We start from the raw sequence: 13,577 nt of genomic DNA, 5'->3' as shown, positions 1-13,577 counted from the left end.
TTTTATATAGTACGTGAACATATACAGTACAAAAATACACCTTTGTATACACATTTTTAGAAACATCTTACGTTTATCAAACAATAACCAAAAGACGTACCTGCAACCTCATTATATAAATAATAGATATTAAAAAGAGGACACTATAAGCGCCCTCTTCCTTAGGTTTTAAATATGTTCTCCATGATCCATAAACACTTCAATTGCTTCGTTTTGTGGTATGTCTTTTGCATTAGTAAGACCAAAAGTAAAAACAGCGGATAACATCATCATTAATAAGATTGCTTTTTTCATTTTAGCGCCCTTCTTTCTATGCTCTTTTTGTCTGCATCTAAAGCGATGTGCAAATACTTGCTTGCTTTTCTGTGATTTTCTGAACCATAGAATATTTCACCTAAAAGAGAAGCATATTCTTTTACCCAATCATATAATTCTTCTTTTTCAAAATACGAAATACCTTCTATAACCACATTTTCTAATTCTTCTTGCGGTACATAGTTATGTACTGCTTTTAAAATTCGGAAATGATGACGATAACATAAGTCGCTAATCTTATAGCCATTCTCAATATATTCATTAGCGATATGACTATAACCTAACTTAAAATGTTCTCTTGCTAAAAGAAACATAGTTTTAGCGTTATTTTCTAATGAATCCTCTAAGTGTTTAATTGCTAACTCTGGCATGTTTTGACTTGCGTATAAAAGTCCTAAATTATGCTTAACTCGTTTAATAAGAAGTTCATCATTAGATTTTTGGAAGGTACCTAGTGCTGAAAGTAAATATTCCTCTGCACTTTCGAATTCATTTAGTCGAATGTGTGCCATTCCTAAAGTATTTAAGCATGCTGTAGTTTTTAATTCATACCCTGGACTAATTGAAAATACTTCATTCGCCTTTGTAGCAAATTGAACTGCTAGGATCGGTTTTAATACGTGATAGTAATGGACTGCAAGCCAATAATTAAATTCAGCTTTTTCAATTTCATCATGCATGTACTCTAAAAACGTTTCAGCTTTTTCAAATTGCATTCTTGCTTCACTATGGTTTGCTTTATTAATAGCGTAAATTGCTTTAAATAAATGATGATAGTACTCTAAAAATGTTTCTGTAGACTCTGGTAAAGGCTCGATTTTGTCCAGAATATCTTTTGTACTATCCATATCCCGAATTAGCAGTTTATACCGTGCATTCAATAAAGCGTAGTAGACTAATATTGTTTGGTCTTCCTTAATATTATTGATTTTATTTGCAATATCTTCTTTTATTTTCTGAGACTGTAATACACGTTGTGAAATCATAGCTTGATACCAGTCGTTTAATAATTTTGTGATTTCTTCTTTAGAAATAATGTCAACACTCATCTACTTCTACCCCCTTTTGTTAAATGTTATCATGACATGCTTGTTTGCATAAATAAGTTTTTGAATATTCTAACTTGAAAAAATTATTTTTGAATATTCATGTTAACAAAATGGTCCCTTTTCAAACCCCAAAAAAGAACACACGCTTGTTTGTAGTGGAGTTAAAAAAACAAAAGTGAGGTATTACATCATGGAATATAACGGCTTTCCTGTAGTATGTGGAAGAGGTATGGTGAAATGGAATCCGTTTGCTTCAATACCGGAGCAATACGAGGAAATACATAGAATGTTTGAGGAACAATATAAAGTACCTAAACCTTTTTTAACACAAGATACTATGGAACGAATAGAAAGAGCGTTAATGCAATCTTTTCACGAGGAAGAAGAAATACATATCTCATACTATCGTGATGGAATGGTGCAAGACATGTACATAAATGTATTACATATTGAACCGATGACGAAAACTATATATTGTACAGATGCTTTTGGTTTGAATACTAAGTTTAAGTTTGATGAATTGGTGAATATAAATTAAAAGAAGCCGCCCGACAGGACTGAAGTGCACCCCAATTGTTAGACACAGCCTAACAATTGGGGTGCACTTCACATATATAGGTGGCTTTTGTACGACAAAAAAAGAGCTCTGCTATACAGCAGAGCAAAAGAAAAATATATAACCCTATAAAAATAATACAAATTATTGATACTTTCAAAAGACGAAATTTAAATTTCCATCACAATAATACCTATGTTTAAGTATGAAACATTCTACCTTCCGTATAGCTATGAATATTCTTATTTTAGAATTCCATAGTATCCAAATAGCTCTTTGAGAAATACCTCAATACCGAACTTCTTCAAAGAATCTTTTCTTTATTCAAAGAGAAGTTCTAAAACTTTTTTCTTATCTTTGTCTCTTCCATAATGAATCAACCTATGACAGTTCGGACATATACTAACTATATTTCCAACAACATCTAAACTATTTTCAAAATCATGTTGCATTCTTAACGGTATTAGATGATGGGCCTCCATATAATTTTTTCGGCTGGCTTCCGATACAAATGTTTCATGTGTGTCATCTATTTCACATTTAAATTCTGCCTGTTTAATAGCTTGTTTAGCTTTTTTCGGATCACGAGGCCATACTTCCCTACCAGATTCCATTTTAGTTTTTTTTCGATTTTCCGATTTCTCTTCTTCTGCAATCTTTACTTTACTAAAATCCGAATCAATATTAGTAAATCCTTGTGGTGTATGGTTCAATTTGTAGCCAAAGAAAGCTGCGAATTCGATTGCTTTAATGTTTACAGGTTTTAGGTCCTTAATAAAATAGATGTATTCCCAAGTTTCATCCTTATCGTTTGTTTTCTAAATTTTTCTAGCCACATCTGGGTTATGAGTCTTAGCAAAAATTGTCCCGAAAAACTTAAATTCCCCTTTAGAATATGCTAAAATCCCGTCACCCTCTTTTAACTTTTCCCATCTATCAACATTTGAAGAACCAGGAGTTGCTCCCCACATACATACATTCTCATGTAATTCATTATCTTTAAGTTTAGTTACTGTATCGGCATCTAAATCTGCTAAACATGTAGAAATAGGATATATTTTTTCAATAGTAGCTTCCAAATTTTTTATAGCACTATCATTACTTGCAGTAAAAAGATATAACATATTTAATTCCACCTTTTTTAAATTTCATTATATTTCTTTTTAGAGTCTCGAGATTTCTCTACTGGATATTTTTTATTATTTTTTCTATTTTGTTTATAATAATCTCTTCTAAGTCAATATCCAATTGATCTGCCAACTCATCTTTCATGTCTTCTTTTTTTGTTTCTACAGCTTCCTCACTGCTTTTCCACTGAAAATTCTCCAACAACTCACTCGCCTCTAAAGAAAGAGAAATAGCTAAATCTTTAGGATTGTGGAACTGCTTCCAGTTCCTATCATCCCGAAATTTTAGGACTTTCTCTAAAATAGTTTGATTCATTTTTTGAATCCCCCAGTTACTTTTCATTGGTAAACTCTTCTATTTATCAGGTAAACTATCATAAAAACGTTCAATGGCCGCTACTAAAACTAAATCTTCTAAATGAGCAGTTTTAGGGTTGTTTATTTTTAAAAACATCAAAAATGCCAAATCCCTTATGTCACAAAGGATTTGGCATTTTTAAGTATCTAGAACACTCGCTAAGTTTAAGGAAAACTTAACAGACATGCGTCCGGCATAATGCCATGTCCACACCCAAGGATCGGTTACATAAAATAACGTATCTAACATGGGAAGTCTATTGGTCTTTTCCCCTTATAGTAACACTCTCTTCCACTAAGACCTTTTCTTTCTAGGACCTACAATTAATTTAATCGCTGTTCTATCTTCATTATTGATAGAAATCTCTTGAAATGCTGGTACGAAGGCTAAGTCAATACCACTTGGAGCGACGAACCCTCTTGCAATCGCAATTGCTTTAATCGCTTGATTTATAGCTCCAGCCCCAATCGCTTGAATTTCCACATTACCACTTGTTCTTAGTACACCCGCTATTGCACCCGCGACTGAATTTGGGCTTGATTTTGAAGATACCTTTAATATATTTTCCATGTAAGTTGCTCCCTCTATTATTTAATCTCTCTTTCGTTACAATTTTAAATATTTTAGCGTATCTTTAATTACTATTCACACCAAAAACAAACGATGCTTCATATGTACATTATTCTATATTTTCTGACTTCTTCCTGCTCAGCTACGCAAATAAAAAAATAAACTAAATAACCTAATATACATACAGTTAAATGCCATAACTTCACCAAATGATAACATCCATACAGCGAAAGATAATATTGCTGTTTGTCAGATGAAATTAATATAGTAAAGTGAAACTTTAATGAGTGGGGGTTTTGTTCATCCCCACCTAACTTCTTTGCTTTCGCTGAATTTTGAGATGGGAGTCTTACTGCTCGGAAAATAGCGGGATAAACGTTTCCTCGTTACTTCAATCTATTTAGAAATTCCATTTATTTTTCTATCAAATTATGAACCTTATCATCTTCAAAAGGTGTTACAGGTAATACCCAAATACTACATTTCATCATTTGACCACTTTATATTCCACATCTATCTCCTTTTATAGTACAAGCATACACGCCAATTGTGATTCACCTTCATAAACTACTATGTGGTTTAAATTTATTAAGAATAGGAGGTAATATATTGGGTTCATACTATCATTCTTCAAACTCGTATAAAAAATGTTCATGTGACCATTCACATAAACGCAGCTGTCCTGCATACGGAACTTTTTGGCAAACTGAATTTATAACTGTTCCTTTTGGCGATCCTTTTCCATTTAATCACGTTGGACCTTTAGCAGGAGGCGTTTCCTTACTAAATCCCACTACTATACACTTTAGACAAGCTGGTGATTATAGAGTTTCGTTCATTTCCAGTATTAATACTACTTTAAATCCTGTATTTCCACATATCCCAGTCATAACCATATTTTTAAATAACAATCCACTTGCTAATAGTCAAGGTGACTTCGCTATTCAAATGAATACTTCATCAAATAACGAATGTCTTCAACTTGTTGGCGAAACGATTGTTACAGTGCCTGCTAATTCAACTCTTCAACTTAGAAATAATAGTGGTTTTAATCGTCAAAGTATTGCAACTTGTGACAATGGTATAAATTCAGTTGAATTAACAGTTACAAAACTAAGTTAATATTATTTCTTTACATTCAGATGCTATTTCAGCATCTTTTTTTATTGAATAACAGTTTTCTTCGACTTTTATTATCTTTCATCACGCAAAAAAAGTGCAGAATTCTTTCTAACACAAGATTTCTGCACTTTTTTATTATACTTATTTATTCTTCCTTATTTCTCTACATAAACCGACTTAACAATCGTACGATTATATGATTTTCCTTCTTTATTCATCCCTTTTATATCCATCGTAACGTTATATACTCCCGGTTGTTTTATATCTTTCAAAGCACCTGTAAATGTATTTGTATTAACATTTTGTAATTCATTAAATTCAGAGACTAACTTACCTTCTTTATTAACGACTCTTACTGTTATGGAAAGATCCCCTTTCATTTCAGGTGCTACAGGTGATTTTTTCAGTTTATACTCAGGTTTATTTACTTTAACTTTTGTAGGCATTTGAAGAACAAATGGCGCGCCATCCTTGTAATCGCTTACAACTAAATATGCATCTTTCGACTGCTTCGCCATCATTTTGATTTTCCATTCGCCTACTTCCAATTTATCAAACTTAAATGTTCTAATTGTCGCCCCATTAAAGAAAGATTCGCCTTCACTAGTAGTTATAGCGCTATCTTTATTTGCATAGATTTTTCCTTTTGGAGATACCATTTGTACTTCAACATCAGAAGAAGCAGTTAGTACAGAAACTATTCCTTCAGCCTTTTTATCAACAGAAATACTTTGCTCTATCCACTGATTTTGTGGTAATTCGCCTCCTAAAATATTTTGATTTGAAGTTGTATTTAATTGTTCTAGATTTTCATTTGAACTAGTGCTGGATGCTACTAAAGCTGGTAATCCCACATTTGTCGTACGTAAATATGGTTCAATTCGTGCAAAAACAGCTGATCCTTTTCTTATATTGTCATGATCAAATCTGGAATCTGTAAATAAATGTGTACCGTACGATAGCTTGGCACTCCATTCATTTACTAGTCCATCATTTGAACCGTACGATGATAAATATAACCCACCCATAGATAATGCAGAAAATGTTGGCCCCCAGCTAGTTCCAGTAGCCGTATAGTAACGGTTTAATTTAGCTGCTGGGTTGTTATCTATTATTGAACGAAACTTTGCCATTTCACCTATTTGTAACGAGTACGTACCATCATCTTTTTGACCTAATATAGAAGCAAGCCACCCTGCCCACCAACTATATGACAAATCTGCTAAATTTGAGCCGTGATGCGGTGTAGCAAGTGTAATAACATTTCCAACAAATCGATTCGCACCATATTCAACTAATGCGGCTTGTGTATCAATACCACCTTTACTATGCGCTACAATATTAACTTTTTTACCGAAATGATTATATATTTCTTCCAGTTTTTGTGCTAACAATTTTCCGTTATCCCACTGACTAGCCGAACCTTTCCCCGCAGCATCATACAATTGTATAAACACTGTTTGATAGCCTGCTTTTAAAGCATAATCATACATATCATTTATATCATGATATACTGTCTTTCCATACCAACTATCAGCATTACCATTTCTTCCTTGTACAAAGAGAATTGGCGGTTTATTCTCATCATAATTAGCAGGTTTTTGGCCTAAAAACCATTCTCCAGGTGTGAATACTTCTGTATCAGGAAACCCCTTTCCAAGCTCTTTTACAACTTCTGCCTGTACATTTGTGCTAATCGTTGGAGCCATGATAAAAAATACAATTAGTAAGGCCACACATCTTCTCATCAGTCGCATATTACTCCCCCTATTTTTTTGAAAGAAGGTGTTCTTTATAATATTTTATATTTTCCCTTCCTTAATAATAGCTAATCTTTTATTTTAAAAAGATGTTAGCCCTATTTTTAGAAGGTTACTAGTTGTATACCCTCTTTCTTAACTCTCGTTATTCTCTTTGTTTCTACCTCTTCCTTTTGATAGAATACGACAAAAAAGTTTCTCAATAATTGTTTACTTAGCTACATCCAGATATTTTTTAAATCAATATTGTTTATATAAAGCATACAAATCTTGAAAAAATTTTAGTAAAAAAACATTTTATTACTAGTTAGTTATTTAAAAATATAATAAAGATCTGTACTTTCTTTTCATTAAATACAAACTAATTTTAAAGGAGCTTATATTATAAGACTTTCCTACGATTTAAAATTAAACTGAAATTTCAGAAAAAACAATCACATTTCCAGAAACATATATTATGATAATTTCCGCGCACTTGAATTAACTTTTTAGAAGTACTAACCTATCGGTGAGCAGAAGAAAATTCTGTAAAAAGAAAGGAGAATACTTTATGATGACCAATTTACAAAAGGAGTTTTTTAAACGCTTAAAAATTCCTGCAAAAGAAATAACATTTGATGATTTAGATGAAATTCTCTTAAAAATGGGAATGATTCTCCCCTATGAAAATCTTGATATTATGGCTGGTACTATTAAAAATATCTCAAAAGATAACTTAATAGAAAAGTTACTTATTCAAAAACGAGGTGGACTTTGTTATGAATTAAACTCCTTATTGTATTATTTTTTAATTGATTGTGGGTTTCAAGTATACAAAGTAGCCGGTACTGTTTATGATCTGTACGATAATAAATGGAAACCCGATGATGGTCATGTCATTATCATATTAAGTCATGAGGATAAAGATTATGTTGTGGATGCAGGTTTTGCATCTCATCTCCCTTTACATCCAGTCCCTTTTAACGGAGAAGTCATCTCCTCTCAAACAGGAGAATATCGAATTCGTAAGCGAAATACTCGAAAAGGTACGCATATTTTAGAAATGAGAAAAGGAGCTAACGGGGAATCTACAAGTTTCTTACAATCTGAACCTTCAAACGAATGGAAAATAGGCTATGCTTTCACTGTAGATCCAATAGATGAGAAAAAAGTGAATAACATTCAAAAAGTGATTGTAGAGCATAAAGAATCTCCTTTTAATAAAGGGGCTATCACTTGTAAATTAACTACTTATGGTCACATATCATTAACAAATAAAAATTATACAGAAACCTTTAAAGGCACTAAAAATAAACGACCAATAGAATCTAAAGATTATGCTCGCATTCTTCGTGAATCTTTTGGAATAACGCAAGAGAAATATGTAGGAAAAACACTAGAAAGAGGTTAGTTGACTACAAGTACTTCATAATAAAGCAGATTCTATATTTAGAATCTGCTTTATTTTATACTTTGTTATAAATTAATTTAATTTTGTTGTTACCCTTTAATTTTCAATTATATATTCATCATCATATTTATCATATTGTAGCCCTTCCCCTATCTTTGACTCCGTAACTTGATCTCTTAAAAACGGTGCAGCTTCCATTTTGCTAGTTGCAATTTCAATTCCATATTTTTTCGTTAAATGAGCTAACTCTATTAAAAACCACTCTCTTCGCAATGTAACTGGAATATCCAATGTTTTTCTTTTCATATATAATAGCACCTCTTTTATTTTCATAACTTAAAAACATCACTGGATGCACTTATTAAAACTACCTTTCACCGCTAACATCCAATGAAACATTATAGTATATGCATGTCCATTTCAAACGTGCTATCACAAATATGATATTTAAGTTTACATAATTATATTATGTAATAGTAGAAAAGGAAGGCATGTCCCTTCCCCTTCTACTATAGAGATTTAAATTAAGAACATCTTGGTACACCTAAAGCTAAAAATAAACCTGCTACTCCCGCAGTAATCGGTACTTTTAACGTAATAACATCGTCTACCTTCGTTACTAAAAAGTAAGCATTACCTTCTTGTAATATACAAGTTACCAACAATTGAAATTCCATTCAAATCTCCTCCTTTCAATCGATATACTATAATTTATGAAATCTCTTTCAAAACGTAATAGGAAATATATCTATTTTTCCTTATATACAAAATAAATGTTTATAAGTCTAGTAAAAATATTAATTTTTTAAATTTATATAAAACGTGTAATATTCAATAAGTTCCTATATAATCAATAAGAAAAATCTTACAAATGGAGGTATGAAAATGGTGATTTTGAGTAATATTGGTGCAGCTCTATTTTTTATTGCTTTTATTCTTTTAATCTTATGTATTATTTCATTCTTTAAGAAAAATGGAAAAGCAAAACAATATGGACGTCCTACCGTTATTTTTTTTATGATTTCTATTATATTAATAACGGCCGGTACAACAAAATCGGAACACCCCGTCGTCGAGTTTTTTTCTACTTTAAGTTTCATTCTATTTATATTCTTCCTTGTTCTAGCAATCTTATCTGTTATTAAGAAAACAGGTGTAGCGAAAAAACAATTTATTATTACAGCCGTATTATTTGTCATTTTTGTTGCGCTATCAGGTATTTCAGATCCTTCTTCTGAAAAAACGACAGCAACTAGTACAAAAGTTGCTTCTAACAATGAGGAACAGAAAGATAGCGAAAAGAAAAAAGATCTAGAAAAAAAAGAGGCGGACGAAAAAACTCAAAAGCAAGAAGATGAGAAGCGTCTAGCCGAAGAACAAGCTCGTAAGCAAGAGGATGAAAAACGCCAGGCTGATGAACAAGCTCGTAAACAACAAGAGGAACAAAAACGTCAGGCTGGTGAACAAGCTCGTAAACAACAAGAAGAGCAAAAACGTCAGGCTGGTGAACAAGCTCGTAAACAACAAGAAGAGCAAAAACGTCAGGCTGATGAACAAGCTCGTAAACAACAAGAAGAGCAAAAACGTCAGGCTGATGAACAAGCTCGTAAACAACAAGAAGAGCAAAAAGCACAGCAAGCTCAAACACAACCCGCTTCAGGAAATACTAGTAGTGCATATTACAAAAATTGTGCCGCAGTTAGAGCTGCCGGGAAAGCTCCTCTATATAAAGGACAACCAGGTTATGACTCACATCTTGATCGTGATGGCGATGGAGTTGCATGTGAAAAATAGTAATAAAAAAGAAGCTTCTAATAAGCTTCTTTTTTATTACCGTAAAATATTACTACTTATTACTTTCCCCCTTATTTTAATAACATTCTTCTTATTATTCTCAAAAACGACACAGAATAAGTGATTTCAATCACTACATAGATTTTAATTTATCGCTATTCTTAATTCAGATATTACATTTAAACTTTATGGAGGCATTCATATGGAACATACATTTACTGAAACTTCTATTGTCGGTGAGATTGTTACACAATTTCCGAAAGCTAGTAATCTTTTTAAATCATATAGAATAGACTTTTGTTGTGGTGGTAATAAACCACTTATTGATGCAATTCATGAAAGAAATTTATCAGCAACAGAAGTACTTACAGAATTAAATACACTTTATAATAATACGAAACGATTAAATGAATCTGAAATTGATTGGAAAAATGCTTCTTATCGTGAATTGATTGATTATGTTATAAATAAGCATCATCGCTATTTAAATGAAGAATTACCACAGTTAAGTCCGTATGTGACGAAAGTATTACGCGTCCACGGAGCAAGTCAGCCTCACTTAGCTCAAATTCATAAGCTATTTCACGAATTAAAGATGGAATTAGAACAGCATTTAATTAAAGAAGAAACAGAAGATTTCCCATTAATTTTAGAATTAGAACAAAATCCAATTGACGAAAACTATGTGAAATTACGTAAAGTAGTAGATGAGTTGGAAAATGAACATAACCACGCAGGCAACATTATTAAAGAACTTCGTAAAGTTACAAATGACTTTACTCCTCCAGAAGGAGCTTGCGGTACTTATCGACTTGTTTACCAACGTCTTGAAGCGCTAGAGTCTGATTTATTTGAGCACATTCATTTAGAAAATAATATTTTATTTCCACGTGCCATTACGAGAGCATAAATAAAGAGCAGGACATGAGTATACATACTTATGTCCTGCTCTTTCATTTGGTAAAGACTATACACATCCCTCTCGAATAAATCCGAATTTTAACAATTTGTGAATCATTATAAAAATGTGATAAACATCACATCTCTTCCTTTTTTGATTTTCTATAATAAAAACATAATCCTTTGTTCAACATTTCACAGAAAAAGGGGAAACGAAAATGAAAAAACGTTTAGTTATGATCGGAAATGGTATGGCTGGCATACGCTGTATGGAAGAAATATTAAAACATGATAGTGATTCATATGAGATTACTATTTTTGGAGATGAACCTCATCCAAACTACAACCGTATTATGCTCTCTCATGTTTTACAAGGCAAAACAAATATGCAAGATATCATTATGAATGAATACAGTTGGTATGAAGAAAACGAAATAACTTTGTATACAAATGAAAAAGTTCAAAGTATTAACCGAGAAGAAAAAATTATTATTACAGAAAAGAATCGTACTCTTACATATGACAAACTCATTATCGCAACAGGTTCTAGTGCTTTTATTTTGCCTGTAGAAGGTTCCACTCTCCCTGGTGTAACAGGATTTCGAACAATTGAAGATACACAATTTATGATTGATACCGCTAATGAAAAGAAAAAGGCTGTTGTCATTGGTGGTGGGTTACTTGGTTTAGAAGCCGCAAGAGGTCTTATTGACTTAGGGATGGACGTACATGTTGTTCATTTAATGCCAAACTTAATGGAGCAACAACTAGATACGAAAGCAGCTTCTCTATTACGCGAAGATTTAGAAGCGCAAGGCATGAAATTTCTAATGGAAAAGAAAACTGTAAAAATTCTTGGTACAGACCATGTTGAGGGCATTCAATTTGAAGATGGTGAAGTTGTAGATTGTGATTTAATCGTAATGGCTGTCGGAATACGCCCAAATACGCAAATAGCAAAAGATGCTGGTTTAATTGTAAATCGCGGTATTGTAGTCAATGACTATATGCTAACAAATGATGAGTCCATTTATGCAGTTGGAGAATGTGCAGAGCATGACGGTATCGCATATGGACTTGTTGCTCCTCTTTATGAACAAGGTGCGATACTAGCAAAACATATAACAAATTTACAAACTGATGGATATTCGGGCAGTATCGTCGGTACGCAATTAAAAGTTGCAGGTTGTGATTTATTCTCTGCTGGTCAAATTTATGAAGATGATCAAACGAAAGCAATATCAATCTTTGATGAATGTAAACGTTCCTATAAAAAAGTATTAATTCGTGATAATAAAGTCGTCGGTATCGTTTTATATGGTGACACAGCTGACGGTACACGTCTCTTTAGCATGTTAAAGAAGGAAGAAGATATACAAGAATATACACCAGCTTCCCTTCTTCACAAAGCTGGTGAAGAAAGTGAATTTGACGTTGCTACAATGAGTGCGGATGACACGATTTGTGGATGTAATGGTGTTACGAAAGGTTCAATCGTTCACGCCATTTTAGAACAAGAGTTAACGACTTTTGAAGAAGTTAAAGGCTGTACGAAAGCCGCAGGTTCTTGTGGTAAATGTCGTCCACTTGTGGAACAAGTTTTATCTCATACACTTGGAGATGCTTTTGATGCCTCAGCGCAATCTGCCGGTATGTGTGGATGTACACCTTTATCCCGTGATGAAGTCGTAGCAGCCATTCACGAAAAAGCCTTAAAATCTCCAAAAGAAGTACGAAATGTTCTTGGTTTTGCACATGAAGACGGCTGTTCGAAATGCCGCCCTGCTTTAAACTACTATTTACGTATGGCGATTCCAGAAGAATATGAAGATGATAAATCGTCCCGTTTCGTTAATGAAAGAATGAATGGTAACATCCAGCACGATGGTACATTCTCTGTTATTCCACGTATGTACGGAGGCGTTACAACAGCTGATGATTTAATGAAAATTGCTGAAGTTGCGAAGAAGTATGATGTTCCACTTGTGAAAATTACAGGTGCAAGCCGAATTGGCTTATACGGTGTCAAGAAACAAGATTTACCTAACGTATGGGCTGACTTACATATGACTTCTGGATATGCGTATTCAAAGTCTCTTCGTAATGTAAAATCATGTGTTGGCTCTCGTTTTTGCCGTTTCGGTACGAAAGATTCATTAGGACTTGGTATGCTCCTTGAACAATCATTAGAAATGGTAGATACACCTCATAAAATGAAAATGGGTGTAACCGGTTGTCCGCGTAACTGTGCGGAAGTACTGACGAAAGATTTTGGCGTTGTTTGTGTCGAAAATGGATATCAACTTTATATTGGCGGAAATGGTGGTACAGAAGTACGTGAAGCTGATTTTGTAATGATTGTCCCTACTGAAGATGATGTCCTTCGCATCGCTGCAGCTTACATGCAATATTATCGTGAAACTGGTATTTACGGAGAGCGTACCGCCTACTGGACAGAACGTTTAGGCTTCGATCATATAAAAGAAATACTACAAGATGCAAGTATGGTTACTACGTTAAATGAACGTTTCCAAACAGCTCGTAGAACATATACGGAAGCATGGGGACAAGCACTAGAAACGAAATCATTAAAAGCGATGTATGAAGTAGAAACTGTGAAATAAGGAGCTGTGATC

At 33.2% G+C, this 13,577-nt stretch carries 15 protein-coding genes; 6 read left to right on the top strand and 9 right to left on the bottom strand.

Features of this window, described 5'->3' with window-relative positions; all coding sequences use genetic code 11:
• Positions 1–168: 168 nt before the first annotated feature.
• Together GD442_RS10260 and GD442_RS10255 are read right to left on the bottom strand one after the other, a co-directional pair.
• Positions 169–294, bottom strand: a complete 126-nt coding sequence (locus GD442_RS10260; protein ID WP_000709201.1) for an aspartate phosphatase — start codon at positions 292–294, stop codon at positions 169–171.
• Positions 291–1,364, bottom strand: a complete 1,074-nt coding sequence (locus tag GD442_RS10255; RefSeq protein ID WP_000109857.1) for a response regulator aspartate phosphatase — start codon at positions 1,362–1,364, stop codon at positions 291–293. The genes GD442_RS10260 and GD442_RS10255 overlap by 4 nt, the downstream gene beginning before the upstream one ends.
• A gap of 190 nt (positions 1,365–1,554) precedes the next feature.
• On the opposite strand from GD442_RS10255, the gene GD442_RS10250 reads away from it, so the two are divergent.
• Positions 1,555–1,902, top strand: a complete 348-nt coding sequence (locus tag GD442_RS10250) for a YolD-like family protein (protein ID WP_000456178.1) — start codon at positions 1,555–1,557, stop codon at positions 1,900–1,902.
• Between the two features lie 338 nt (positions 1,903–2,240).
• On the opposite strand, the gene GD442_RS10245 is transcribed toward GD442_RS10250, so the two are convergent.
• The 4 genes from GD442_RS10245 to GD442_RS10230 form a co-directional block, all read right to left on the bottom strand.
• Complete coding sequence (locus GD442_RS10245) at positions 2,241–2,633, bottom strand: HNH endonuclease (protein WP_001016941.1); 393 nt, start codon at positions 2,631–2,633, stop codon at positions 2,241–2,243.
• A 105-nt stretch (positions 2,634–2,738) separates the two neighbouring features.
• On the bottom strand, positions 2,739–3,044 hold the full coding sequence (locus GD442_RS10240; protein WP_000966110.1) for a hypothetical protein: 306 nt from the start codon (positions 3,042–3,044) through the stop codon (positions 2,739–2,741).
• Positions 3,045–3,102: 58 nt separating this feature from the next.
• Positions 3,103–3,390 (bottom strand): nucleoside triphosphate pyrophosphohydrolase family protein, encoded by a 288-nt coding sequence (locus GD442_RS10235; protein WP_002025705.1) that lies wholly within the window; start codon positions 3,388–3,390, stop codon positions 3,103–3,105.
• A 309-nt stretch (positions 3,391–3,699) separates the two neighbouring features.
• Positions 3,700–3,975: a stage V sporulation protein S gene (locus GD442_RS10230; protein ID WP_000427799.1), complete on the bottom strand. Its 276-nt coding sequence runs from the start codon at positions 3,973–3,975 to the stop codon at positions 3,700–3,702.
• Between the two features lie 609 nt (positions 3,976–4,584).
• On the opposite strand from GD442_RS10230, the gene GD442_RS10225 reads away from it, so the two are divergent.
• Complete coding sequence (locus tag GD442_RS10225; RefSeq protein WP_000536147.1) at positions 4,585–5,097, top strand: hypothetical protein; 513 nt, start codon at positions 4,585–4,587, stop codon at positions 5,095–5,097.
• A gap of 155 nt (positions 5,098–5,252) precedes the next feature.
• On the opposite strand, the gene GD442_RS10220 is transcribed toward GD442_RS10225, so the two are convergent.
• The gene (locus GD442_RS10220) at positions 5,253–6,854 is read right to left on the bottom strand and encodes an esterase/lipase family protein (RefSeq protein WP_001238704.1); all 1,602 of its coding nucleotides are present in this window, start codon (positions 6,852–6,854) and stop codon (positions 5,253–5,255) included.
• A gap of 553 nt (positions 6,855–7,407) precedes the next feature.
• On the opposite strand from GD442_RS10220, the gene GD442_RS10215 reads away from it, so the two are divergent.
• Positions 7,408–8,247 carry an arylamine N-acetyltransferase family protein gene (locus tag GD442_RS10215; RefSeq protein ID WP_000988903.1) on the top strand — a complete coding sequence of 280 codons (840 nt, stop codon included), beginning with the start codon at positions 7,408–7,410 and terminating at the stop codon, positions 8,245–8,247.
• Between the two features lie 96 nt (positions 8,248–8,343).
• Here GD442_RS10215 and GD442_RS10210 read toward each other — a convergent pair whose 3' ends face one another.
• Both GD442_RS10210 and exsG read right to left on the bottom strand, forming a co-directional pair.
• On the bottom strand, positions 8,344–8,553 hold the full coding sequence (locus GD442_RS10210; RefSeq protein WP_000824208.1) for a hypothetical protein: 210 nt from the start codon (positions 8,551–8,553) through the stop codon (positions 8,344–8,346).
• Positions 8,554–8,771: 218 nt separating this feature from the next.
• On the bottom strand, positions 8,772–8,924 hold the full coding sequence (gene exsG, locus GD442_RS10205) for an exosporium protein ExsG (protein ID WP_000395679.1): 153 nt from the start codon (positions 8,922–8,924) through the stop codon (positions 8,772–8,774).
• A gap of 208 nt (positions 8,925–9,132) precedes the next feature.
• On the opposite strand from exsG, the gene GD442_RS10200 reads away from it, so the two are divergent.
• The 3 genes from GD442_RS10200 to nirB all read left to right on the top strand — a co-directional run bounded on the left by GD442_RS10200 (position 9,133) and on the right by nirB (position 13,565).
• A complete protein-coding gene (locus GD442_RS10200) occupies positions 9,133–10,041 on the top strand; it encodes an excalibur calcium-binding domain-containing protein (RefSeq protein ID WP_086407920.1) in 909 nt (302 codons plus the stop codon).
• Between the two features lie 202 nt (positions 10,042–10,243).
• Positions 10,244–10,951 (top strand): iron-sulfur cluster repair di-iron protein, encoded by a 708-nt coding sequence (gene ric / locus GD442_RS10195; RefSeq protein ID WP_000401375.1) that lies wholly within the window; start codon positions 10,244–10,246, stop codon positions 10,949–10,951.
• Positions 10,952–11,159: 208 nt separating this feature from the next.
• Entirely contained in the window at positions 11,160–13,565 is a 2,406-nt protein-coding gene (nirB, locus tag GD442_RS10190) for an NADPH-nitrite reductase large subunit (protein WP_000746939.1), read from the top strand.
• The last annotated feature ends 12 nt before the right edge of the window (positions 13,566–13,577 follow it).

Source organism: Bacillus sp. A260, from assembly GCF_009861435.1.
In the GTDB taxonomy this organism is placed as follows: domain Bacteria; phylum Bacillota; class Bacilli; order Bacillales; family Bacillaceae_G; genus Bacillus_A; species Bacillus_A cereus.
This window is presented reverse-complemented; position numbering and strand designations above follow the sequence as displayed.